The sequence below is a fragment of the Paenibacillus xanthanilyticus genome (assembly GCF_042682185.1).
Taxonomy (GTDB): domain Bacteria; phylum Bacillota; class Bacilli; order Paenibacillales; family Paenibacillaceae; genus Paenibacillus_Z; species Paenibacillus_Z xanthanilyticus.
This window is the reverse complement of the sequence record NZ_JBHUHA010000002.1, coordinates 3,248,166-3,272,500: the sequence shown is the minus strand read 5'-3', so window position 1 is coordinate 3,272,500 and position 24,335 is coordinate 3,248,166. Positions and strand designations below refer to the sequence as shown.

The following is a 24,335-nucleotide window of genomic DNA, read 5'->3' as shown; positions in this document are numbered from 1 at the left end:
TACCGACATAGGCGTATCGGTCAGCGCCGCAGGGCAGTTGATCACCGTATTCTCGCTCGCCTATGCGTTTGGCACGCCGGTCTTGATGGCCGTCACGGCTAAGGTCGAACGCCGAAAGCTGCTGCTCTACGCGCTGGCGGTATTCGTCATCGGCAATGCGATGGCCGTCATGCTGCCCGGATTCGGGTTCCTCGTCGCTTCACGCGTCATCCTGGCCGCCAGCACCGGCGTCTTCGTCGTCACGGCGCTGACCGTCGCGGCTAAACTCGCCCCGCCCGACCGTCAAGGGAGCGCCATCGCTACGCTGGTCATGGGCTTTAGCACCTCGCTCATCATCGGTGTCCCCGTGGGCAGGCTTATTGCCGCCAGCTATGATTGGCGTATGATTTTCGGCGGCATCGGTCTTCTCGGCTTGCTCGCGATCCTCGCCATTGCGAACGCCATTCCGAAGACGGAGGGCGATACCCCGATCCCGCTTCGGGATCAACTGAAGTTGCTCAAGCAGCCCCGAATCGTGGTCGCGCTCTCGATCACGTTCTTCTGGATTGCCGGATACGCGATCGCCTACACGTATATCTCGCCATTCCTGCTCGATGTGACGGGCATGAGCGAAAATTGGGTGAGCGCCGGCCTGTTCGCTTTCGGCATCGCCAGCCTCATCGGTTCGAAGCTCGGCGGCTGGAGCACCGACCGTCTGGGCGTCCCGCCTACGCTGATCGGCGGCATGCTGCTGCACGCGATCATCCTTGTCGCCCTCTCGCTCGCGGCTCATTCGCCGGCGCTCGTATTTCCGCTTCTTATGCTATGGTCGTTCTCGGCATGGTCTTCGGGTCCGACGCAGCAATACTATCTTCTGACGCTTGCTCCAGAGGCTTCGGGCATCATGCTTAGTCTGAACACCTCGGTGCTTCAGCTCGCCATGGCGGCAGGCGCGGGCATCGGCGGAATCGTCACGCAGGATGCTTCCCTGCTGTCCGTGACCTGGATCGGAGCCGCCTTGGTCACGATCGCCGCCGGGACGGCCGCTCTATCGCTCGGCTACGCCCGCAGTCGTAAAGTCGCCGCTGCCGACAAGCTTCGTAGAAATAGCGCTTGATATCATTTTGGCGATGAAAAAGCGACTCACAAGCAACGCGAATACGCGAAGCTTGTGAGTTTTTTCGTTGGATGACGCGGAATTGTCCAAGAAACTCGCTTCCCTCAGCTTGCGGCAGGTATACTCAGGTGTATGACAGTAAAACAGGTAAAGTCATAAGGAGGCTCGCCCTTGATTGAATCCTACGAACCAGCACTGACCGAGATGCTCCGCAATTGGCAGTCGATGTCCGCGGCGGGCGAAGCGGAAGCCGAGGAAACGGCGGAACGATTCGAAGCGTCCTTTTACCGATTTATTGCAGCCTTCCGGGAATGGATCGAAGAACTGCCTTGGCGGCCGGGGACGATTGACGAGCTCCTGGAACTGCCTGCCGTCCAATCGTTGACGGAGCGCCTCCCCGTCCCGCTTCTGCTGAATTTCGAGACGGAAGCCGAGCTAATCGTGGAGCGCCGAATCCGCGAGGAAGAGGAGAAATATGATTAACGCCATCGAACTAAAGAATGCGATGACCCCGTATGCCGAGGATGAGTTGGCCGATGTGGAGTCGCTCGAGCGTTTTCTGCGATCGTTACTTGTCCTATTACAGCAGCTCCGCGACAGCCATCCTTCGTTCGACGATCTCGCAACCTGCGTTCGCCGCTGCCTGGGAACGGAGCCTGCCTCTTATGAATCCCAATGGGAGCTCGTCAAACCTCCAACTAAAGAAGACGCGCGCGGCGATTACGAAGATGTCGAACGAATCCTGCATTTTCAAATCGCGGATTTGCGTAAAATGGAGCTGGCCGAGCGGCGTCACCGCGAGCATTTTCTCGGCACCACTTCCCGCATGGCGCATCTATGGAATAACCTTGATCCCGCTTCCTATATCGAAGGGGCCGCAGCAGGTCTGGCCGCCGAATATGGGGACGAACCGAATTGCGGATGGGCCGGCGTAGCCCGCTTCCTTGAGCTGGGCAGAGTTTACGAAGCATAGGCCGGTATGCACGACCGAGAGTTCGGGCGCCATTGAAAGCCATCATCTTCTGCATGCCGTGCCACGAGAAGATTCCGATCGACGGTCGACAAACATCATCGCGCTATCTGGAAGTCGTGCGCGGGGCGAACACCGGTCTCATGCGCCTCGTGCGGCGAAATACTCGCCCATGGGAAAGCTGCGCATGAAGCAACTGGATATTTTTGTTGACAACGTCGAAGCCGCGTTTTATATTTTATTTATTAGTCAATAAATAATTGGAAGGACCGCACCCATGACATCCAAGGAAGAAGTTTCGCAGAACCGAAAACAACAGATCCTGGAGGCCGCCGCCGCGCTGTTCGCCGAATTGGGTTACTACAAAACAACCACGGCGGAAGTCGCCCGCCGCGTCGGGGTCACGCAGCCCTATGTCTTTCACTTCTTCAAAACGAAAGAAGAGCTGTATTTGGCCGTGCTGGATCAGGCTTCGCGCCGCGTTCTTGAAACGTTCTCCACGGCCGAAGCCCCGCCGGAACAGCTGGAGGAGGCTATGGGCAAAGCGTTCGCCCGCCTGCTGGAGAGCCATCGCAACGAAATTTTGCTCGTCATGACGTCCTTCGCGGCGCCTGAACCGACGATCCGGGATTACACCAGAGGGGGCTTCGATGCGGTATACGAACGCCTTAAAGCCCGTTTCGAGGAGGCCGGTCTGCCGGAGCCCAGCCGGAAGGCAAGCGAATTCATCGGGCAAGGCATGGTTATCGCGCTGGCCGAAACGCTGCAGCTGCCGAAGCTGCTCTTCTATCACGAAGATGGAACGCACTGTTAGATCGCTGGATTCCCGACACAAAGGCAATGAATCAGTCTCACGACTGTGATTGCCTTTTTTCTCGGACATTCACTTATTTATCAATAAATAAAGAGGAGTGATGCAGCAATGTTTACGGGTGCAAGAATTCGCCTACTGGCCGTGACATGCGCAGCCTTGTTCATGGCCATGTTGGATAATTTGGTGCTGGGCGTCGCGCTGCCTTCCATTCAACAGTCATTCGAGGCCAGCCTAAGCGATCTGCAATGGTTCATGAACGCCTATACGCTGGCGTTCGCCGTGCTTCTAATTCCCTTCAGCATGGTTGGCGAACGTTTCGGCCGGAAGAAGATGTTTCTGATCGGCGTCGTGCTCTTCACGCTCGGATCCGCCCTCTCCGGGCTTAGCGAAAACGCTACTTCGCTCATCCTCTCCCGAGCGCTCCAAGGGATCGGCGGCGCCGCGATCGTGCCGCTTAGCTTAACGCTCGTGAACGCCGCCTTCCCCCAGAATATGCGGGCCGCCGCGCTCGGCATCTGGTCCGGCATCTCCGGACTTGGGCTATCCGTCGGACCGCTCGTCGGCGGCTTGATCGTGGAGGGCGCTCCTTGGCAGCTCATCTTCTGGATCAATGTGCCGGTCGGCGTGCTTGCCTTCACGCTCGGGATATTCTGGCTGCGAGAATCGAAAGGCGAACGCAAGCCGGTCGACGTGCCGGGCATTCTACTCCTCGGAGCCGGGCTATTCGGCATCATATTCGGTCTCGAGAAAGGCAACGAAGAAGGCTGGGCCTCCGCGCTGGTCGTCGGCTCCATCGCTGGCGGACTGCTGCTTCTCATTCTTTTCTATGTTTCGCAGCGCAATAAACCCCATCCCTTCGTCCGCTTCAGCTTGTTCCGCAGCCACCGCTATGCCGCGTACATCTTCACCGGTTTCTGGATGAACGCGGGGATCTTCGGCGCGATCTTCCTGCTGACGCTGTTCCTCCAGCAAGGGCAGCAGTATTCCGCGCTCGAAGCCGGCGTCCGCACGATGGCTTGGACCGGCTGCACGATGCTGACCGCCCCGCTCGCCGGCTTCGCGGTTGGCCGATTCGGCACCCGTACGCTGCTTGCCACGGGATTGGTTCTGCAAGGACTTGCGCTTGGCGGCTTCAGCGCGCTGATTCTAACCTTCGGCGTCGATTTCCCGTTCGGCTACCAAGCGCCGTTCATGATGCTCGGCGGAATTGGCATGGGCCTGAGCTTCACGCCGCTCGCCCACGGCGTGCTCTCCTCCGTGCCGGAAACCTCATCGGGCGAAGCCAGCGGCGTCAGCAATGCGACCCGCGAGCTGGGCGGCGTCTTCGGCATCGCGATCGGCGGCCTGATCTTCCAAAGCGGCGGCGCGATCCGCTCCGCCTCCGATTTCGGCGACCATATCGTGCCCGCCCTCCTAACGAGCGCCGGCATGATCGCCCTTGGCTTGATCAGCGTGCTGCTGTTCGCCCGAGCGCGTGCCACGATGACGACGAGCGTCGCGCCGGCGCAGCCTGCGGGGGAAGCTTCCTGAATAGGCGCGAACGAGCGGGAACTTTGGCCGAATCGGCTTAACTCCGCGCGGATCGCCGCATCGGGGATGCGGCGTCGCAATAGACTTCAACACGAACAGGCTGGCGGAGATAGCTCCGCCAGCCTGTTTCTTCATCGCCAACCCGATTAAATTAAAGGAAAATGGCAAGCCACTTGCCGGTCGCCTTCGACCGTGCGGAGCAGCGGCTCCTCCGAGCGGCAGCGGTCCTGCACGTACGGGCATCGCGTATGGAAGCGGCAGCCCGACGGCGGATTCGCCGGCGATGGCACGTCGCCTTCCAGGATAATTCGCTCCTTTTTGACGCCCGGCGTCGGAATTGCGGATAGCAGTACCTTCGTGTACGGATGCAGCGGCTTGGCGAACAGGTCGTCCGTCGGCGAGACCTCGACCATTTTGCCCAAGTACATGACGCCGACCCGCGTGGAGATATGGCGGACGACGTTCAAGCCGTGCGCGATGAAGAGGTACGTCAATCCGAGCTCCTTCTGCAGCTTCATCATCAGATTCAGCACCTGCGACTGCACGGAGACGTCCAGCGCGGATACCGCCTCGTCGGCGACGATGAACTTCGGTTCGAGCGCGAGCGCCCGGGCGATGCCGATCCGCTGCCGCTGGCCGCCGGAGAATTCATGCGGATACCGGTTGCGCCGGCTGGCGTCGAGACCAACGAGCTCCATCAGCTGCACGACGCGCGCGTCGATCTCGGCCGAGCTCATCCGCCGGTGCAGCTTGAGCGGCTCGCCGATCAGATCGCTGACGAGAAAGCGCGGATTGAGCGAACCCATCGGGTCTTGGAAGATGATTTGCATCTCCTGACGCAGCCGCTGCATCTCCCTCGCGTTCGTCGCGTGGATGTTCTGTCCTTGAAAAAGCACCTCGCCGTCCGTCGCGCTCTTCAGGTTCAGCATGACCCGGCCGAGCGTCGACTTGCCGCACCCCGACTCGCCGACAAGCCCGAACGTCTCACCCTCGCGGATGCCGAATGAGATGTCGTCCACCGCTTTGACGTTGCCCACGACCCGGCTGAGCAAGCCGCTGCGGATCGGGAAGTATTTCTTCACGTGGCGCGCTTCCACCAAATACGTATCTGTCGCTGTCGCGCTCATCGGTCAGGCCCCCTCTTTCGGAAGTTCTTCCAGCCAGCACGCTGCGCGCTGCCCGTTCTTACCCGGGATGAGCGGCGGCTCTTCCCGGAGGCAGCGATCCATGACATGCGGGCAGCGGGGATTGAATCTGCAGCCGGTCGGCAGGTCGTTGATGCTCGGGATGCTGCCTTTGATCGTATACAGTTCGCCGCCCCGCTCGCCGTCCAGACCCGGGATCGAACGGAGCAAGCCCACGGTATACGGATGGCTCGGGTTATTGAAGACCTGGTCGACCGTACCTTCCTCAACGATCGCCCCCGCGTACATGACCGCGATGCGGTCGGCGATCTCCGCCGCTACGCCCATGTCGTGCGTAATGAGCAATATCGACGTCTTCAGTTCGCGCTTCAGCTTCGCCAGCAGATCGAGGATTTGCGCCTGTACCGTCACGTCGAGCGCGGTCGTCGGCTCGTCGGCGATGATGAGCTCCGGATCGCAGGCGAGCGCCATCGCGATGACGACGCGCTGGCACATGCCGCCCGACATCTCGTGCGGATATTGGTGTGCGCGCATCTCCGGACTCGGGATGCCGACCAGCCGCAGCATGTCGACGGCTTTCGCCCATGCCTGCCTGTCGCTCAGCCCCTTATGGGTGCGCAGACTTTCCGCGATCTGCTCGCCTACCTTGAACACCGGATTCAATGCGGACATCGGGTCTTGAAAAATCATGGACATTTTGCTGCCGCGGATGCGCATCATATCCTGCTGCTTCTTGCTTGCGAGGTTGTCGCCCTTGAACAGCACTTCGCCGCTCTCGATAAACCCGCCCGCGTAATCGATCAGCCGCATGATCGCCAGCGACGTGACGCTCTTCCCGCTGCCGGACTCCCCGACGATGCAGAGCGTCTGTCCCTGGGCAAGCGACAAGGACACGCGGTCGGTCGCCTTCACGAACCCGTTCTCGGTCTCAAAGCCGGCCGTCAGGTTGCGGACTTCCAGTAGGTTTTGGGTCATTTGCCGAGCCTCCTCCGGGGTTTGACGGTCTTCTTGCGCGGATCGAGCGCATCCCGCAAGCCGTCGCCGATAAAGTTGACGGACAGGACGACGATCAAAATGCACATGCCGGGATAGACCGCCTGAAGCGGATCGACCAGCATGAACTCCTGCGCATTCGAGAGCATGAGTCCCCAGCTCGTATCCGGCATCTGCACGCCGAGTCCCAGATAGGACAAGGCCGATTCGCTCAGGATCGCGCCCCCGACCATGAGCGTCGCGTTGACGATGATCGGCGCGGTCGCGTTGCGCAGCAGATGGCGGATAATGATGCCCCCATTCGAGACGCCGATCGCCCGCGCCGCCTCCACGTACTGCATCTCGCGCAGCTGCAGGAACGTGCCGCGCACGAGACGGGCGACGCCCATCCAGCCGGTAAGGGCGAGAATGAGGATCATATAATAGAACTCGGCCTTGAAAATCGCGAGCACGAGAATGTTCAGAAACAGCAGCGGGATCGCGTTCATCACGTCGACGAAACGCATGAAGACGGTGTCGATCCATCCGCCGAAATAACCGGACACGGCGCCGATGACCGTGCCGATGATAACCGTGCCGATCGCGACGCTGAAGCCGACGAGCAGCGAGATCCGGCCGCTGTACAGCAATCGGGACAAAATGTCGCGTCCTAGTTCGTCCGTGCCGAGCCAATACCCCTCGCTGCCGGCGGGCAGGTTGGGCAGCATCATATCGCCTCTCGCCGGGTCATGCGGCGCAATCAAAGGCGCCAGAAGCGAGATGACGACGAAAAACAGCAAAATGACCAAGCCCGTCATCGCGAACGGATTGCGGGAAAACTTCTTCCAGCCCGTCGCCCAAAGCCCGGGGGGCCGCTTGGAAGGCGCAGCCGGGCGGTTCGGGGCGGTAACCGGTGCAGCGGTCTCGCTCATGCGCCGACGCCTCCTTTCCGTCCGAGCTTCACCCTCGGGTCGACGATCGCATACAGCAGATCCGCGATCAGGTTACCGATGATGACGAATACCGCGATAATGAGCGTAATGGCCATCAGCACGGAATACTCGCGCTGCGTCGCCATTTGAAGGAACAGCCGTCCCATGCCCGGCCAGTTGAAGACGCTCTCGGTCAGCGCCGCGCCGGCGACGAGGATCGGCAGGTCCAGACCGAGAATCGTGATAATCGGAATGAGCGCATTGCGGAGCGCATGGCGGAATACAACCTTCCGTTCGCCGAGACCTTTGGCCCGAGCGGTACGGATATAATCCTGGTCCAGCACCTCAAGCATGCTGGAGCGCGAATATTTGACGTAGCCGGCCAAAAAGCCGAGCGTCAGCACCGTGACCGGAAGAACCAAGTGCAGCAGCAGATCGCCGAGGTCGCCTTCCTTGCCCATCGAATACATATCCGAGAGCGGCAGCAGGTCCCATTTCAGCGCGAACAGTTCCTGCAAGATGATCCCGAACCAGAAGGTCGGCATCGCGAATCCGATGTATGCGATAAAAGAGGCCAATTGATCCGAGAAGCCGTATTCCCGCGTACTGTTGTAAATCCCCCATGGGATCGCAATGACAAGCGCCAGAAACCAAGCCGAACCCATCAAAATCATCGTGTTGCCGAGCGTCGGCCACACCAATTCGCCCACCGGCAGGTTATTTTTGAACGTATAGCCGAAATCGCCCTGCGCCAAATCGCCAAGCCAGCGGAAATATTGCACCGGCAGCGGATCGTTCAGCCCCAGATTCTCGGCCTGCTGCTCCATCACTTCGGGCGACAGGTTGGGGCTTAAGTAAATTTGTTTCGGTCCGCCGGGTGCCGCATGAATAAGAAGGAATGTCACTACCGTGATGAGCAGCAGGACAAGAACCGACTGGAGCGTACGGCGAATCAGATACTCGGTCATAATGCTTTCCCCCTTGTCAAATACAAAGGGGAAGGGCCTACTGGACCTTCCCCCCGGTCAAATCATGCTGATGGAAATATGGCTTGCGTTATGGCGCGACCCACCATTTGTTCACGTGGAAGAAGTATCCGTAGCCAAGCGTCGACTCCGGCTTATCTTCCTCGGCGTATTTGATCTTTTTGTTCTGCGCTTCAGGCAGACCGTATTGGTACAGGAAGACGTACGGCAGGTCCGTGGAGATTTCTTTGCCGACTTCGCCGTAAATTTCCTTACGCTTGTTCTGGTCGGCCGTCAACGTGCCGTCGATCCACAGCTGATCGATCTTCTCGTTCTTGTACCAGCCCGTGTTCTGTCCCGTCGGCGGGAAGTACTTGGACGAGAAGATGCTCTCGTTGCTGGCCGGATCCGGATTGGAGAGCGACCAGGACAGGAGAATCGCTTCGTATTTGCCCGGCGTGACGTTCTGGTCGATCCAGGCCGCGAAGTCGATGCCTTTCGGCTTCACTTCGATACCGACATCCGCCAGGTTCTGCTGAATAACGGCCGCCACTTGCTCACGCCGGCTGTTGCCCGCGTTGTACTGCAGTTCGAAGGAGAAGCGCTGGCCATCCTTCTCGAGGATGCCGTCTTTGCCCGCAACCCAGCCGTCTTCGGCCAAGAGCGCTTTCGCCTTCTCGACGTCGTACGCATACGCCGTCGCCTTGTCGCCCGGATCCGACCACGAGCCCGGCAGGAATGGCGCGTTCAGCGGCGTGCCCGTGCCTTTGAGGATGTTGTCGACCATGCCTTGGCGGTTCAGCGCGGTGGCGATCGCTTGACGGGTCTTCATACCTTTGAACGGCGATACTTTGCCCGGGAAATTGTCGTCCTTGAAGTTGAAGCCCAAGTATTCATACTGCGGCCCCGGCGCGAGAATGACGTTGATGTTCTCATTCGCCTTCACGGTATCCAGCAGCGGCAGCGGAATCGCGGAGGTCATATCCACATCGCCTTTGATGAGCGCTTGGACTTCCGTATTCTGATCCGCGTAAATTTTGTACGTAATCTTCTGAATGTGCGGCTTCGGCCCCCAATAGTTCGGGTTCGCTTCCATCGTCAGGTACTGGCCGTTCTTCCATTCCGTCCAGTTCCAAGGACCGCTCGTGACCGTCTTCGCCGGATCAGAGCCGTACGGATGCTTCGCCAGTTCCTTGACCGGCACGTCTTTCAGCACGTGCGCCGGCACGATCGAGGTCGTCAGCGAGTACAGGAACGGCGAGTACACCTGTTTCAGCTTGATCGTGACCGTCTGCGCGTCCACCTTCGTGATCGATTCGATCTTGTCGAAGTTGCTGATCGCCGGGGAAGCGGCTTCCGGATTGCGGATCGTATCGAACGTGTAGACGATATCGTCGGCCGTCAGCGGCTGGCCGTCGCCCCACTTCGCTTCCGGCTTCAGCTTGATCGTATAAGTGAGTCCGTCTTCGCTTACCTGCGGCAGCTCCGCGGCGAGCGACCATTCCTCGGCGACCACGTTGCCCGCGCGATCCAGATCGAGCAGTCTGGCGTTGACCAAGTAGTCGATATCGCCGGATGCCGTGTCGCCTACATAGATCGGATTGATGGATACGATATCGGAGAAGGAGCTTACGACGAGCTCGCCGCCGTCCACGGGCGTATTCGCATCAGGGGTTGCCGGTTCTTCGGCCGGCGCATTGTTCGCCGGCGCGTTCGCCGCCTTGTTGTTGCCTGCATTATCGGCCGGCGCGTTGTTGCCGCCCCCGTTGTTGCCGCTGCAGCCAGCCAATACAGAACCCGCAAGCGCCATAATCGAGAGGCAAAGCATCAATTTGTTCGGTTTTTTCATGAGTCCACTCCTTCTGTTATCTGACTAATTTGAATAGAATGAAAACTTTGTCGATAATTGTCCGCAACGACAGGTGTTAGATGCTTACCTCATGTCTGTGTTATGTAAGTATATCTAACACATTAAACCCCTTGCACCTCCGAGATTCATTATATTTATGAATAATACAATAAAAATTATAATTAGTAAGTGAATATTTTACAATATCCCCAATAAAAAATGTTATTTTTAAACGACAACGTTAATTATATTAACGTTTTACCGTTTAACTTTTCAGTAAAATCCGAACATTCCAAATGGTTTGCGAAGGAAGAATATACTTTTATCTCAAAATATGATTCAAGCCCTTCTCTTTATGCAAGTTGTCCTCGAAAAATCCGAAACATCCATTCAGCCCTTTTGAATGCGTTTACATCATTGAAAATAGAGGTTTCCGGTGTATTCGAGAGGTCAGCGGATATCTTTACCCAATCACTGCCTCCTTGAACCTTGCCTATTCATTCTCAGCCGAACCAAACAAAAAGACGCTCTCCCAAGAGAGCGTCTTCGCCGCAATTTCGTTCGCCGTCATCGGCCGCGTCAGGTATTGGTCACGCTTGGCGGTTATCGCCGCCGAGGACTGCCGCGAACAATTCTGCTAGTTTGTGTAAGTAATTAAAATCATTGTAACCGTATTCCTTCTTGCCGATCGGCGACGAAAGCTGAACAACGCCTTTCACCCGGCCGCGTCGGATTAACGGGACAAGCATAACAGAATGCCAAACCGGCTCTCCGAACCTCAGGTCTTCGGAGTGATCCCAATCGATCAAGTACGCGCCGGACTTGGCCTGAATGACTTGCTCCACCAGTTGGGCATTAAAGGAAGGCCGCCCCGCCCAACCGTCCTCGTACCGCTTTCGGGCATATATGCGTCCTTCCACCGGTCTCTCTTCGGAGCGCACCTCTTCCGTCGCCAGGACGAATCCTTCCGCCGCCTCCAAAATCTCCATGACGCGTCCGAGCATCAGGTAGAGCGTCTCTTCCTCGCTCTTGCCCTCGTTCAACAGCTGGAGCAGCTCGACGAGCACCAGCACGTTGCGCTGATCCTGTACGAGACTGCCCGCCACGATCCCCGCCAGCTTGTCGATGCGCTTGGCGGTCTTTCCCATGGCGGCCTCCCACACGCTGACCCGGTTGCGGCCGGTCTCCTTGGCATGATACAACGCCTGGTCCGCCCGTTCCTTGAGCTCCTCCCACTGCCCGCCTTGCCCGGGGCATGCCGCCACGCCCAGGCTCACGGTCAGCGGCGTCGATTGCCCGAGCAGCTTGGCATCCTCCACGCGGCTGCGAAGACGCTCCGCCATGGCTTGCGCTTGTTCGTGATCGGCGTCCGGCAGCAGGAAAATAAACTCTTCCCCACCGTAACGGCAGCATAGGTCGCCATCCCGCAGCCCTTCCCGGAATAAGCGTCCGACCTCGCGCAAAATTTCGTCTCCCCGTTTATGTCCATAGCTATCGTTCACGTTCTTGAAGCGGTCGATATCCGAAAACATCACCGCGTATTTCCCGCTCCGCCGCAGGCTGGCGGCGATGATCTCGCCATGAATGGTTTCGAAATATTTGCGGGTCAACGCCCCCGTAAGCTTGTCGATAGCCGACAGGATTTGCAGCCGGTAATTATCGATGGACAACAACCCGGTCTGAGCCAGCCAGCCGCACCGCTCCATAGTGGTCTCGTCAAAACGGTGCAATGGCGTCCTCGCCTCTAGATATAAATACCCGGCCGGCTCCTCCTCACGTCCCGCGTCTCGTCGGGGCAGCGCGGGATGCTCTCCCGCCGAAGAAGCACCGGCGTAGATCGGCAGGCACATGACGGCCCGCGCGCCGGGCGGAAGCCGTACTTCCGCGCAGCCGCGCGTTTCGCCCAGCAGCTCGGAGACATAAAATCCGCCATGGTTCGATTTGGCAAAGCCGAGCACGTAATCCTGTACGCCCGGCTCCGGTGACGTGCCGACGACTTGGTATCGCCGCTCCTCTTCGCCCGGAATTACAAAGCAGAAGCGGTCCGCCCGCGTCAGTTTGCCGGCCGTCTCGGCGAGCAGCTGTAAGTTGCGTTCATACTGGCCGGTCTGACCGGCCAGCGCGGCGCCGATCCAAGCGGCATCCCGCTCGCTTTGCACCGCCTCGCCCTCTCCGATAATGTTCTTCAGCTCGTCCGCCAACTCCCGAAAGCCACCCTCACCGAAGCTCGCGTCGCCCTTCGCGCCTCGTGCTTCGCCCACGTTCACTTCATCCGACGCTCGGCAGGCCAATTGCCGAATCCCCTCCGGCAGCCGGTCGCGGCCGCCCGACTGCAGATATGACGCCTTGAACGGCTCGGGCACCCGCTGCGACAGCGCATACAGCGCATCCAACGCCAGCAGGTAGCTGTCGCGCGCCTGTTCGATCTCGCCCCTGTCCGCAAAAATAACGCCGAGCGCCGTGTGGGCTTTCCACACGAGATATTCGGCATACCCGGCTTCGCTGCGCGCAAGCGCTTCGCGGAGCTTCGCGAGGCCGATGTCCCCGCCTTCGTCGCAGCCTTCCAGCCACAGCAGCTCCACCGCCAGCCGCTCCGAATCGGCGCGAGATGCAAGCGCCGCGCTCTCCGCAAGCAGCGGCCGCGCTTCCGCGCCCGCCCCTTCAAGCAGCAGCAGCTTGGCGCACTCGTGCAGCAGCTGGCGGAAGGTGCGGACATGCTTCGTCCGGCGAACCTCCTCCAGCACCTCCCGCAGTTCATCGTGGTCCACCTGTTTGGCCAGCTGAAATCCGGCGAGCAAGCACGTACCTTTGCAATGCGTCCGCTCCGCATCGTGGTAGTCTTGGCTGTGCCGGATGCCCTCCTCCGCATGCCAGAGCGCCTTCTCGAACATCCCCATCCGATAATAGAAGAAAGCCGCCCGTTGATGGTATTCCGGCATGACCCAATACGAATCAGGCCCTTGCTCCTTCAGCAGCTCTTCCGCTTGCAGCAAATACTTGTACGCCTTCTGATAATCGCTCAGCTGCGTATATAAATGGATCCCGCTTATCGCCAGTCCCAGTATGCGCAGCGTGAAATCGTATTCGATCGCAAGCGACTCCGCCCGCTTGAAGTAGTCGAGCGCCTCTGCGTATTGATCGACCGTCACGCTGATCTCCAATAGGTTGCAGTAATGGGTGACCGCATGCGGAGAACCGGATTTCAACGCCGCCCACAAGGCCTGCTCGAAATAATTGCGGCCCGCCTCCAGGTTGTCGTAATGGAGCACCTGGATCACGCCCAGGCTCGTCAGCGTATTCGACATGTCTTCCATCCGTCCGGCCCGCCGGCTTAGCTCCATGCTGATCCGGAACGCGTCCTCCGCCTCGAGATGCTTGGCTAAGGTGAGCAAATAAATACCCTTGGCCTTGTACAGCTTGGCCATCTGATCCGGATAGTCGGCCTCGTCCTCCGGGGTCAGCACCGCCTCTACCTGGGCCAGCTGCTCCCCGTACTGCTTGTAATCCGCGATCCGGCTGAACGATGCGGTCGCTTCAAGTAAGCCCTTCTTATAGCCCATCGCCCGCGACTGCTCGATCGCCCCGTTCAGCATCGCTTCCGCTTGCAGCCGCTCGTTCTTGCGGATATGGAGCTCCGCGAGCTGACACTTCACGTCGACTTCCAGCGCATGGTCGGCTAGTTCCCCCGCCTGAGTCAGCGCGGCCTCGAATAAGGCCAACGCCTGCTCGTGATTGCCTTGCCCCGAGTAGACCTCGCCCATGAGCACGTGCACGCGAAGCCGCGCCTGGGAATCGCCAAGCTCGTCCGACAGCCAGAGCGCCGTCCGTAAGTATTGCAGCGCCTGTTCCCGCATCGAGTAGTTCATGAAGCGATGAACAGCCTTCAGGATTAGCGCAAGCGCCCCGGCATGCTCTCCGAGCTGGATCAAATGATGAATGCGTTCAAGCTGGATCGCGTTGCTGACTTGATAGCATTCGCGTCCCAGTTCGTCGGCCAGACGGCGGTGGAGCTCTGCGCGCCGATCCGCTCCAATCCGGTTATAGATCGCGATCTTGACGATATTGGACTGGAAGCCGCAGCCGCCGAATTCCCCTTCGTGCATCTCCAGCAGCTGCTCGCTCATGAGTTCCTCCAGCGCCTCGGCGGTGCCCGAATGCATCGTCAACCGCTCTAATGCCGCGGCCGGCAATTCCCCCTGACAAACCGCCATCAGCTCGAGCACCTTATACGCGGCGCCGCTGAGCGAATCCAGCTGCTTGGCGATCGCATCCTCGATGCTGACCGGGAGCGGCAGCACGGCGTAATCCCCGCGCGCATCGAACTCGGTCGACCATCTGCCGCGCTCGCTGACGTACAGCTTCTTCTCCATCCTAAGGGCAAGCAAAATGTGGGTGATAAATCCCGGGTTGCCCTGGCTCTCTTCATGAATCCGCTTGGAGAACTGAGTCGGTACCCGGTTCATACCGAGCAGCGACTTGACCATCTGACCGGTCTGCGCTTCCGTGAACCGGCCGAGCGGGTAATCCTCGGTCCAGCCCAACTCCCGCCATCGTCTCAGGAAAGGCCTGACCGCTTCTTCCGTCTCGTGCTCGTTGTAGGCCAACACCAGACAGAGCGGCAAATCCGCCAACTCTCTGAAGATGTAATCCAGCCACTCCAACGCGCCCGCGTCCAGCCGGTGCGCATCGTCGACGAGGAAGAGCACCGGCTTGCCTCCAAGCACGTCCCGAACAAATTGCGCGAGCCGGATGCGCAGCCGCAGGCGTTCCTTGTCTTCCGACAGCGCCGCGGTGGGCTGAATGTCGCGCAGCCGAGGTTCGTCCGCCGCCAGCTTGACGAGCTCGGGGCCGTATTGTTCCAGTTGACCGGCCGAGGCCCGCGCGATCAGCTTCTTGACGATCGGAATGAGGGCCGAGAAGGGGACCGCGCCTTGAGGAGCGGATTTGCCCGCGTAGACGCCGATCCGTCCGAACACGGCCCGAACGGCCAGCTCGTCCAGCATCCGGCTCTTCCCGATTCCCGTCTCCCCCGTCACCAGCGCGATCCGCTTCGTCGATTCCGCGCGCCACGCGCGATCGAACTGGCGAAACAACCGTTGCTCCGCATCGGACCGGCCGATAATCGGGAAATCGGCCACCATCCGCTCGGTAAACTCCGTTCGTACCAGCGGATACGCCGTCCCCATAATGTCGTTCACGGCATGGACGATCTCATAGAGGTGCTCGTAGCGTTCTTCCGGATCGTCCTGGGTCAGCTTCTCCACGATTCGCAGCAATTCGCCCAGCTGCCGATCCGCTCCCGCGCCACCTTCCGCACAGGCACGCTGCGCCCTCTCGAGCGGGCGCGCGATCTTCGCGCCCTCTTCGTCGCCGCCGAGCAGCTTGAAGAGCAGCACCCCCAGCGCGAATTGGTCACTCTTGGCGGTCTCTTCCCGATTCGCGTACCATTCCGGCGACTTGTACGGGGTGCCCACGCCCCATTTGGGATGCAGCAGACGTTCGTGCGCCGCCGATATGACGAGACGCCGAAATTTGATGCCGGCTTCCGGCCCCTCCCCCTGCACGAGGATGTGCTCGCCGTTCACGTGCCGGTGAACCAAGCCCCGGTCATGCAAGTACGTTACGGCATGACAAACCTGAACGAACCAGTCGATGATACGGCTCCGGTCGCAATGACGCGCCGCCTCGAGCAGCGGCACGCCGCTCACGTATTCATAGGCGCAGTAAAGCGTCGGCTCCGCCGACTGACCGCCGTCTATTGTCTCGACCAGCCCGAACTGATAAACTTCCGGGATCGCGGGGTACGACAGCGAGCGAAGCGTCACCATCTCCTCATACAGCATCGTCCCCGTCTCTTCCCCGGAATCGGACCGCGGCATGACGCGCAGATAGACGACACGCCCGGCCTGCAACAAATCCCGTGCCGTATACAGCGTCCCGGATGGATCTCCCTTCACCTGCTGGACAATCTCATATTGGTCATTTATTCGATGCATCCGGACTCACCTCATTCGTCGTGCCGCTCTCTTCCTTCATCGCAAGGTGAAACGCCTGTCGCCGTCATTGGCGGCGCAGCAAGTTTCATTCCGGAGAAATACAAGCTGATTTATAGGCATGAAACCTATGCATGGTTGGATTTCAATGAAAAACGCCCCGCGCGGTGAGCGGGGTGCGAAAGGTTCGACCGTAAGTTACTGCCATTATATCACTTCACGCGCTGCACGAAAAATGAAACCGCTCTCCGCTCCCATCCAATTAAAGGGAACTAAACCGCAAATCAACAACAAAAAAGAGCTCAACCGATTTATTCGCCCAGGTTGAGCCCCCACTTGGAAGCGTTGATTCTATTATGTACGTGCAGCTTATGGGGTAGTCCTAAATGGTGGTCGATTTTTTCCCGGGGCTCGTGTTGACGAGAACCGGAAGACTTTTTACGGCGCTAATCATGGCCGATTGGCACTGCGGACAGCATGGCTGTTCTGCGAACGCGAAGTCGTCCCGCATCCAGCCGTTGCAATCGTCATTCGAACACGTCCACACCGCCGTATCCTGCACCGGCACTTCTTCAACAGGTCTTTTCCGCGAATAATACATCGTCGAACCCCTCCTTGGACAAATCTGGGCAAAGCCAGCCAGCTGGCTAATCCTCTCTAAACAGGGCCAATCTTCCTTCAAAAGCCGAAAAAGAAACTGCCCTCAACTTAAGTTAAGGGCAGTGTTCGGTTGTTGTGCGTGCAAGAATCGAATTCTTACAGTTTTACAACGTTTTCAGCTTGTGGACCACGGTTGCCTTGTACCACGTTGAACTCAACGCGTTGGCCTTCGTCGAGGGTTTTGAAGCCTTCGCCTTGGATCGCGCTGAAGTGAACGAATACATCGTTGCCGCCTTCAACTTCGATGAAGCCGAAACCTTTCTCTGCGTTAAACCATTTTACTGTACCTTGTTGGGACATTGTTCATTACCTCCGCTTGTTAAATGTATACATGACCTTCTATTTTTTGGAGAAAAATAAAATTCACATATTGGACAAGGTTATTATGTGACACAAAATAATAACCCTCTACAATATGTGAATCAGGTCAAAATTTCGATTACGTTTATCGTAGCACATTCATAGTCATTTAGCAATTCTTTTGGCCTTTTCGGCGACAAGAATTTCGCTGACGACTCGTGTCCGAACGTACCGCGATTACACCCATTCCCTGATCGTTATGTGTTGCTCCCGGCTGAGATCCACGATCTTGCCTTGCCGGTTCACAAGAGGTTTTAAAGGAGCGCTTGAACTGACATAAATAATATTACCCGGAACCCCATCATTTAATACAACCGATTTTCCAATATTCAATTCCATGATTTGCTTAATGAATACGTAGAGGATATGCGAGTGGAATGTCCCCAGCTTCCCCTCCCACATGAGGGATAGCACCTCGTAGAATGGCATCGCGCTTTTGTACACCCGGTTGGAGGTCATTGCATGGAACACGTCGGCCACCGCGACAATTTTACTGAAAAAGTGGATTTGATCCGCCTGCAGACCGTTCGGATAGCCCGTCCCGTCCTCCCGCTCGTGATGCTGCAGCGCCACCAGCGCGGTCCGTTCGTCAAATCCGCTGGCAAGCAGCAGCTCGTAACCTTGGCGGGTGTGACGTTTCATCAGGTCGAACTCCGCCTCCGTCAAGCGCCCAGGTTTGAGCAGCACCTCGCTCGGGATGCCGGATTTGCCGATATCGTGGACGGACGCGGCCATCGTCAGCCGAACCAACTCCTGTCCGCGGACGCCCAGCCACCTGCCTATAATAGAGGATATGATCCCTACGGCGAAAGTATGCTTGTACGTATACTCATCCTTGTCTTGCAGCAAATGAAGCAGATCGATGAGCCGGGTGTACCTGGAAGCCAGGCTCAGCACCTTCGGCAAAATACGGTCTTTCACGTAATCGACGACGGGCAGCTTTCCTCCGGTCGCCGCGGATTGGAACACATGACGAATGTCGGTTAGGGCCTCCTTAATAGAAGCCTCCTCTTCATAACTGAACGCCGTGACGTCTTGGCTGCGCAAGATCACCCGGTTCGCTTGCAGCAAACGGACATGGCGGCGTTCCAGCCGCGTGCCGGCGGAGAGTATATGCGCCCCGCTCGCCGCGAACACGTCGGCGCGCAAGCGATAGCCGATGTAAGGCTCAAGATCTCGGTCATCCATGACGCATTTCCCCTCCTAGCAAATAAGTGTGGTCCATTCTCTGCTTATGATCACACATACGTCCGAATTAAATTAAACATCTCCACGGAAGGCTTCGACAGCTTATCGCTCTCCGTCTCCGGCCTCACGATTTTTCTTCTACTGCAGTTGCCGAAAGTCAGACTTATTATGAACCAACCCGGGCCAGCCGCTACCGGTAATCCCTGCGCGACCTGGCATGGCTTGCATGTCCGTGTCTCTTCGTGCACGATGCACAGCTGGATGCTCCGGTTTGGTGAAAATGGCGCAAGGTGAACGGAAACAGCATTGATATCCCGGCGCGCGGCCATGTATAGTATTCCATTATGAGATGGGGAAGCTCCGGCCCGGTCCCGCAGGCGGCCGGTAACTTTCCCGAAAGGGGACGGCTTGGATGGAACAGAGGCAAGAGCGCGACTATGCCCGGCTGTCCTGGGCGATGTTCAAGACGGGCGTGCTCGGCTACGGGGGCGGACCGTCCGTCATCCCGCTCATCCGGTACGAGGTCGTCACTCGCTACCGGTGGCTGGGCGACGATGAATTCGCGGAAATCCTTGCGCTGGCGAACGCACTTCCGGGGCCGATCGCGACGAAGATGGCCGCGTATCTCGGCTATCGCCGCAAAGGAACATTAGGCGCCGTGGTCTCGGTGCTTGCGCATATCATGCCTTCGGCGATCGCCATGATCGCCCTACTGTCGGCCGTCGAATTATTGAGCGGCTCCGCGGTCGTGCAGGGGATGATCGCGGCGGTCATCCCCGTCATCTCGGTTATGCTCGGGGTCATGGCCTACGAATTCGCGGAGCGGGCGGTCAAAGGACTCGGCAAGCCGCTCGGCTTCTCGTTCTTCCTGATCGCCTTCGTGCTGCTGCAGGTGGTTGACGTGCAGGATGCGATCGTTATCGCACTCTTCCTCGCTTACGGCGCCTTTCACTTCAAGGGCCTTGCCTGGTGGAAGAAGCGTCGGGCGGCGCGGACGCAAGCACGCGAAACGGACGGTGACGCCTCATGATGGAATGGCTGCGCATCGTGATCGGCTTCTTCGTCGCCAACGTCCTCGGCTACGGGGGCGGTCCGGCTTCGATTCCGCTGATGTATCATGAGATCGTCGACCGTTACCACTGGACGACGGATAAGGAGTTCTCGAATATCCTGGCGCTCGGCAACGCGCTACCCGGCCCGATCGCAACCAAGATCGCGGCGTTCGTCGGCTATGACCAGATCGGGATCGTCGGCATGGCGCTCGCGCTTGCCGCGACGGTCGTCCCTTCGGCCGTGGCGCTCATCATCCTGCTGAACCTGCTGCAGAAGCATCGTCAATCGCCCGTCGTCAAAGGCATGACGCTGCTCGTCCAGCCGGTCGTGGCGATCATGATGGTGCTGCTGACGTGGCAGATGGGCCGCACGTCGATCGAATCGGCCGGTCTCTGGCAATCGCTCGGCATTGCGGCCGTTGCGTATTGGGCGATGGAGCGGAAGAAGATCCACCCGGCGATCGTCATCTGCCTCGCGTTCGTGTACGGGGCTATCGTGTTGTCCGGGGTGCTGTTCTAGCGTTAGACGAAAAAAGCCGCTTCTCCATGCGAGAAGCGGCTTTTTTCGTCGTTGTGATTCCCTATGCGTTCCGTTGACGGGATTCTTATGTCCAAGCCCAAAAGAAACCGTCCCGGTCCCAGGCGATTCGTCCCCGGTGCAGCTTGCGGAACGCCATCTTCACTTCCTTCGCGAGCGAGGCGTTGCCGCTCTCGTTCACGAAGACGAATTGCGCCCCGAACTTCTCCTTCACCTGCGCGATCGCGTCGCTCTGGGCCAGCGTTCCATGGAAACGGATCGTCTCCACCATCCAGGCCGCCACATCCTGCGCGGTCGATGTCTCCGGCATTTCGCATCCCCTCCTGCCGCTTATGTCATGGCGCGTATTTGTTATTATAGCACCTTCGCGCAAGAGAAACCGTCTCGATCGAGAGCACCTCGTTAGGGCGCGACCAAATTCAAATCCCCGCTGCCCTGCGCCTGCGGCGGCGCGCCGATGCTGACCGTGTGGCCGATCAGCAGCTCGAAGAGCGCCGGTTCGCCGATCTCCGCGCCGCTCTGCGCCTCATGCCGCTGAATTAACAACGCCGCCGCGGCCGAGACATGCGGCGTCGCCATGCTCGTGCCGGACATGTACGCGTACTGCGCTCTCGGATACGCGGAGAGAATCATCACGCCCGGCGCGATGAGATCGATCTGGCCGTTCGTGTTCGAGAATGCGGCCACGGCGCCTGCGCTCATATCATAGGCGCCTACCTCGACGACTTCCGGATACGCGCCCGGGTAAGCGATCTCGGACGTCGCAGCATTCCCGTCGCCGTCGTTGCCCGACGCGCAGACGACCAGCACGCCGCAATTATTCACCGCGTTGATGATCGCCGCCTGCAGCGCGGGATCGTTGTACGGGCCCCCAAGCGACATCGAGATGACGCGCACCCGTTCCCCGTTCGGACCGCGCCAGCCGACAGCGCTGTTGATCGCGTTGACCAGGTGGGCCGACTCCCCGTCCCCTGCCCCGTTCAGCACTTTGATCACGAGCAGCTTCGCCTGCGGCGCGGCGCCGGCGACGCCCCTGCCGTTCAAGAGCGCCGCGATCGTGCCGCACACGTGCGTGCCGTGCCCATTCAGATCCGTCAGGTCATTCGGTCCGCCCTCCAGCGTATAGTTCCAGCCTGCGATTACTTGTCCGGCCAGATCGGGGTGCGCAATATCGCAGCCCGTATCCAGCACGGCGATCACGACCCCCGCGCCTTGATACCCCTGCGTCCAAATTTCCGGGGCATGGATATGGAAGACCCCCGGCGGGATCTCGCTCGCCGCGACCGCTTCCGTCGACACGACCGATGCCAAATCGAACGGAATCAAGCTCATTTTCACCGTCATCGCCTCCTAGTAAACTCGCATATCGCAATATATGGAAGTTGTTAGAACGGCGTTTGGGCCTTTGATGGCTATCCGCGAGAGACGCTCGGCGTCCCCCCCTTCGAGCGACTTCATTCGACTGCCGGATAATCGGCCGCCTACTTTGGCAGATTAAGACGAAAGACCTGCCAAGAGGTGACACTATGAAGAAAACGGCTTCCGCCTTATGCATCGCGGCCGTCCTCTGCGGTGCCTGCGCTTCGGTCGCCTCCGCTTCCTCGCCGACCGTCAGCCTGCGCAACGTATTCCGGACGATGGACGCGAGCGTCAACTGGAACGCGTCAACCAAACAGATCGAAGTGAACCGGGAGGGCGTCCATCTCGTCTTCCGCTCCGGCTCGAGCATTGCCTATAAGAACGGCGTCCCCGTCAGGATGGATACGCCGATCCGGACAGACCCCAAGACGAATCTGGCGATGATCTCGGTGTACGCCATCTACCCGCTGGCCAGAGACTATCATGCCGAACGTCATTACATCGTACAAGCCGGCGACACGCTGTCGGGAATCGCCAAAAAATACGGGGTCACCGTCGCAAATCTGAAGGCGTGGAGCGGTCTATCCAGCGATCTAATCGTGCCGGGCGAGCATATCTTCACGATGGATCCGAACTACGTCGTGCAGGCCGGCGACACGCTGTATAGCATCGCCGCCAAGTACGAAACGACCGTCGCCGCCATCAAACAAGCGAACAAGCTAACGAGCAATCTGCTCGCGCTCGGCCAACTGCTCTACATTCCGCCCGAGCAATCCGTCCCGCAGCCGGCGCTGTTCGCCGACGGGCAGTTCCCGCTGCTAGACGACACGTACACGCCGTTCGGCAATACTTACGGCGACGCGCGAAGCTTCTCGCTGAACCAGAGCGCCCGCGTCCACGAGGGCAACGATATCGAAGCGCCGGAATCGACGCCGATCTTCTCGGCCTACGACGGCAAGGTCGTACGCAAAGGGTGGAGCACGCTCGGCGGCTGGCGGCTGTCGATTCAAACGCCCGACAAAAAGCACGTGTTCTACTATGCGCATCTTTCGGCCTACGCCGCCGGCATTACGAACGGCAGCATCGTCAAGAAATCGCAGCTGATCGGCTACGTCGGTTCGACCGGCTACGGCCCCGCCGGCACGCGCGGCAAATTCGTTCCCCATCTCCACTTCGGCTTCTACGATTCCGCGACGGCAAGCTGGAAAGCGATGAATCCCTACACGTACCTGAAATGGTGGGAGAAGCATTAATCTCGGATAAGTCCCTAGTGAGCGGAGGATTTCGCACCTCGAATGAGGCAAAAGACCCCCTCTCCCATAGGGACTTCTCCCCCTTAACATCGAATTATCCCCCCGCCTGGTATTTGCTAGATTTTTATCCCTTCCGTTAGAGATTTTTCCCCCTTATCAGGGATATGGGAGTTCCATACAATTGGGGTGTACAGCAAGCTTCACCACGAATAGTAGTCGCTACACTATTATCTAAGGGGGATTTGCAACGTGTCTAAAAGATCTAGAATGTTACTCGCCGTCTCCATGGCCAGCATGATGCTGCTGTCCGCTTGCGGCGGCAGCAATGGCAATTCCGGCAATGCTGAAAGCGGTACCAACGCACCGGCGAACAACGCGCCTGCGAACAACGCAGAGAAAGAAGCCGAAAAGCCGGCCGAAGCCGAGCCAGTCTCGCTCCGCGTCTTCTCGACGTTCGGCGGCACGGACGCCGCTCGCGAATCGTTCCAAGCCCTCATCGACGAATTTACGGCGAAATACCCGAACGTTACGGTTAACAACGACACGATGTCCGCGAACGACGACAGCTTCCGGACGAAAGTCAACACGGACATGAACAGCGGCAACGAGCCGGATTTGCTCTTCTACTTCGTCGGCAAAGACGCCGAAGGCTTCGTGAACGCCGGCAAAGTCGTGCCGCTCGACGAACTGCTCGAAGCGGACGCGACTTGGAAGAACGGCTACCTGCCGACGGCGCTTGAAGCGGTCCGCCAGCCGGACGGCAAAATCTACGCCGCTCCGCTGACCGGCTTCTACGAAGGCCTGTTCGTCAACAAGAAGATTTTCGCCGACAACGGCCTCGAGCTTCCGACCGACTGGACGAAGCTGACGACGGCGGTGAAGACGCTCTCGGCGAAAGGCATCATCCCGCTCTCCGGTCCGTTCGATCAATCTCACTACCTGATCGAGCACGCGATTCTGTCCGGCGCAGGCGCAGAAGGACAGAAGTCCGGTCTGGCCGGCGGCGTCAACCCAGATTGGGAGACGGGCCTTGGCGCGCTGAAAGAACTGTATGACCTGGGCGCGTTCCCGAAAGACGCGGCTACGATCGACCTCGGCATGGCGGCGAACTACTATTCCCAAGGTCTCGCGGCTATGATCATCGAAGGCTCGTGGGCACTTGGCGGCTTCGAAGAAAGCGTGCGCAACGAGACGACGGTTCTTCCGTTCCCGACGGTTCCAGGCGGTAAAGGCACGGGCAAAGACATCGTCGGCGGCTTCGGCACGGGCTTCTACCTGTCGAAGAAAACGTTCGACGACGCGAAGAAGAAAGATATGGCCATCGCGCTGATGAAACATCTGACGTCCCCGGATGCGATCAAGAAAGTCTCCGAGGCGAACGGCGGTACGCCGGCAGCCGACGTCCAACCGGAAGGCCTTGGCCAAGCGACGCTCGACGGCTTCAAAATGGCGGCCGAAGCGACGTCCATCAACGCGCCGGTCGACAGCCAAATCGATCCAGAGACGTTCACGACGATCCGCGCCGGCATCCAGCCGATCGTGAAAGGCGAGAAAACGCCGAAAGCGGCGCTGGAAGAAGCGCAAAAGATCGAAGCCTCCAAGCAATAATCGAATCGCATCAGGCAGCACGCAGCACCAATAGGTAAGCATTCCGCCGCC

The 24,335-nt window shown here is 58.9% G+C and carries 20 protein-coding genes (1 of these 20 only partly in view); 9 read left to right on the top strand and 11 right to left on the bottom strand.

Features of this window, described 5'->3' with window-relative positions; translation table 11 throughout:
- From ACFSKT_RS31855 to ACFSKT_RS31835, 5 genes are all read left to right on the top strand, one after another.
- A protein-coding gene (locus ACFSKT_RS31855; protein ID WP_377717162.1) for an MFS transporter crosses the window boundary here: on the top strand, positions 1 to 1,096 show its 3' portion. The gene continues 95 nt to the left of window position 1, outside the view; only the last 1,096 of its 1,191 coding nucleotides appear in the window; its start codon lies off the left edge, out of view; it ends in the stop codon at positions 1,094 to 1,096.
- 171 nt (positions 1,097 to 1,267) lie between these two features.
- Positions 1,268 to 1,579, top strand: a complete 312-nt coding sequence (locus ACFSKT_RS31850; protein ID WP_377717161.1) for a hypothetical protein — start codon at positions 1,268 to 1,270, stop codon at positions 1,577 to 1,579.
- On the top strand, positions 1,572 to 2,069 hold the full coding sequence (locus tag ACFSKT_RS31845) for a hypothetical protein (RefSeq protein ID WP_377717160.1): 498 nt from the start codon (positions 1,572 to 1,574) through the stop codon (positions 2,067 to 2,069). Before ACFSKT_RS31850 ends, ACFSKT_RS31845 begins: the two co-directional genes overlap by 8 nt.
- 274 nt (positions 2,070 to 2,343) lie before the next feature.
- Complete coding sequence (locus tag ACFSKT_RS31840; protein ID WP_377717159.1) at positions 2,344 to 2,880, top strand: TetR/AcrR family transcriptional regulator; 537 nt, start codon at positions 2,344 to 2,346, stop codon at positions 2,878 to 2,880.
- Positions 2,881 to 2,988: 108 nt separating this feature from the next.
- Complete coding sequence (locus tag ACFSKT_RS31835; RefSeq protein ID WP_377717158.1) at positions 2,989 to 4,410, top strand: MFS transporter; 1,422 nt, start codon at positions 2,989 to 2,991, stop codon at positions 4,408 to 4,410.
- 146 nt (positions 4,411 to 4,556) lie between these two features.
- On the opposite strand, the gene ACFSKT_RS31830 is transcribed toward ACFSKT_RS31835, so the two are convergent.
- The 9 genes from ACFSKT_RS31830 to ACFSKT_RS31790 form a co-directional block, all read right to left on the bottom strand.
- The gene (locus ACFSKT_RS31830) at positions 4,557 to 5,537 is read right to left on the bottom strand and encodes an ABC transporter ATP-binding protein (RefSeq protein WP_377717156.1); all 981 of its coding nucleotides are present in this window, start codon (positions 5,535 to 5,537) and stop codon (positions 4,557 to 4,559) included.
- Positions 5,538 to 5,540: 3 nt separating this feature from the next.
- Positions 5,541 to 6,530 carry an ABC transporter ATP-binding protein gene (locus ACFSKT_RS31825; RefSeq protein WP_377717155.1) on the bottom strand — a complete coding sequence of 330 codons (990 nt, stop codon included), beginning with the start codon at positions 6,528 to 6,530 and terminating at the stop codon, positions 5,541 to 5,543.
- On the bottom strand, positions 6,527 to 7,459 hold the full coding sequence (locus tag ACFSKT_RS31820) for an ABC transporter permease (RefSeq protein ID WP_377717154.1): 933 nt from the start codon (positions 7,457 to 7,459) through the stop codon (positions 6,527 to 6,529). The genes ACFSKT_RS31825 and ACFSKT_RS31820 overlap by 4 nt, the downstream gene beginning before the upstream one ends.
- On the bottom strand, positions 7,456 to 8,427 hold the full coding sequence (locus ACFSKT_RS31815; protein WP_377717153.1) for an ABC transporter permease: 972 nt from the start codon (positions 8,425 to 8,427) through the stop codon (positions 7,456 to 7,458). The genes ACFSKT_RS31820 and ACFSKT_RS31815 overlap by 4 nt, the downstream gene beginning before the upstream one ends.
- An 88-nt stretch (positions 8,428 to 8,515) precedes the next feature.
- Positions 8,516 to 10,273 (bottom strand): peptide-binding protein, encoded by a 1,758-nt coding sequence (locus ACFSKT_RS31810; RefSeq protein ID WP_377717152.1) that lies wholly within the window; start codon positions 10,271 to 10,273, stop codon positions 8,516 to 8,518.
- Positions 10,274 to 10,863: 590 nt separating this feature from the next.
- Complete coding sequence (locus ACFSKT_RS31805) at positions 10,864 to 16,269, bottom strand: diguanylate cyclase (RefSeq protein ID WP_377717150.1); 5,406 nt, start codon at positions 16,267 to 16,269, stop codon at positions 10,864 to 10,866.
- 379 nt (positions 16,270 to 16,648) lie between these two features.
- Entirely contained in the window at positions 16,649 to 16,867 is a 219-nt protein-coding gene (locus tag ACFSKT_RS31800) for a cold-shock protein (protein WP_377717149.1), read from the bottom strand.
- 155 nt (positions 16,868 to 17,022) lie between these two features.
- Positions 17,023 to 17,226 carry a cold-shock protein gene (locus ACFSKT_RS31795; RefSeq protein ID WP_377490316.1) on the bottom strand — a complete coding sequence of 68 codons (204 nt, stop codon included), beginning with the start codon at positions 17,224 to 17,226 and terminating at the stop codon, positions 17,023 to 17,025.
- Between the two features lie 237 nt (positions 17,227 to 17,463).
- Positions 17,464 to 18,474: an HD-GYP domain-containing protein gene (locus ACFSKT_RS31790; RefSeq protein WP_377717148.1), complete on the bottom strand. Its 1,011-nt coding sequence runs from the start codon at positions 18,472 to 18,474 to the stop codon at positions 17,464 to 17,466.
- 412 nt (positions 18,475 to 18,886) lie between these two features.
- Between ACFSKT_RS31790 and ACFSKT_RS31785 the strand changes: the two genes are divergently transcribed.
- Complete coding sequence (locus ACFSKT_RS31785) at positions 18,887 to 19,504, top strand: chromate transporter (RefSeq protein ID WP_377717147.1); 618 nt, start codon at positions 18,887 to 18,889, stop codon at positions 19,502 to 19,504.
- Complete coding sequence (locus tag ACFSKT_RS31780) at positions 19,501 to 20,046, top strand: chromate transporter (protein WP_377717145.1); 546 nt, start codon at positions 19,501 to 19,503, stop codon at positions 20,044 to 20,046. Before ACFSKT_RS31785 ends, ACFSKT_RS31780 begins: the two co-directional genes overlap by 4 nt.
- An 85-nt stretch (positions 20,047 to 20,131) precedes the next feature.
- Here the strand turns inward: ACFSKT_RS31780 and ACFSKT_RS31775 are convergent, their stop codons facing one another.
- Positions 20,132 to 20,374 carry a DUF6953 family protein gene (locus ACFSKT_RS31775; protein WP_377717144.1) on the bottom strand — a complete coding sequence of 81 codons (243 nt, stop codon included), beginning with the start codon at positions 20,372 to 20,374 and terminating at the stop codon, positions 20,132 to 20,134.
- Between the two features lie 92 nt (positions 20,375 to 20,466).
- The gene (locus ACFSKT_RS31770) at positions 20,467 to 21,396 is read right to left on the bottom strand and encodes a S8 family peptidase (RefSeq protein WP_377717173.1); all 930 of its coding nucleotides are present in this window, start codon (positions 21,394 to 21,396) and stop codon (positions 20,467 to 20,469) included.
- A gap of 194 nt (positions 21,397 to 21,590) precedes the next feature.
- Between ACFSKT_RS31770 and ACFSKT_RS31765 the strand changes: the two genes are divergently transcribed.
- A complete protein-coding gene (locus ACFSKT_RS31765) occupies positions 21,591 to 22,676 on the top strand; it encodes a LysM peptidoglycan-binding domain-containing protein (protein ID WP_377717143.1) in 1,086 nt (361 codons plus the stop codon).
- A 249-nt stretch (positions 22,677 to 22,925) separates the two neighbouring features.
- On the top strand, positions 22,926 to 24,284 hold the full coding sequence (locus ACFSKT_RS31760; RefSeq protein WP_377717141.1) for an ABC transporter substrate-binding protein: 1,359 nt from the start codon (positions 22,926 to 22,928) through the stop codon (positions 24,282 to 24,284).
- Positions 24,285 to 24,335 lie beyond the last annotated feature (51 nt).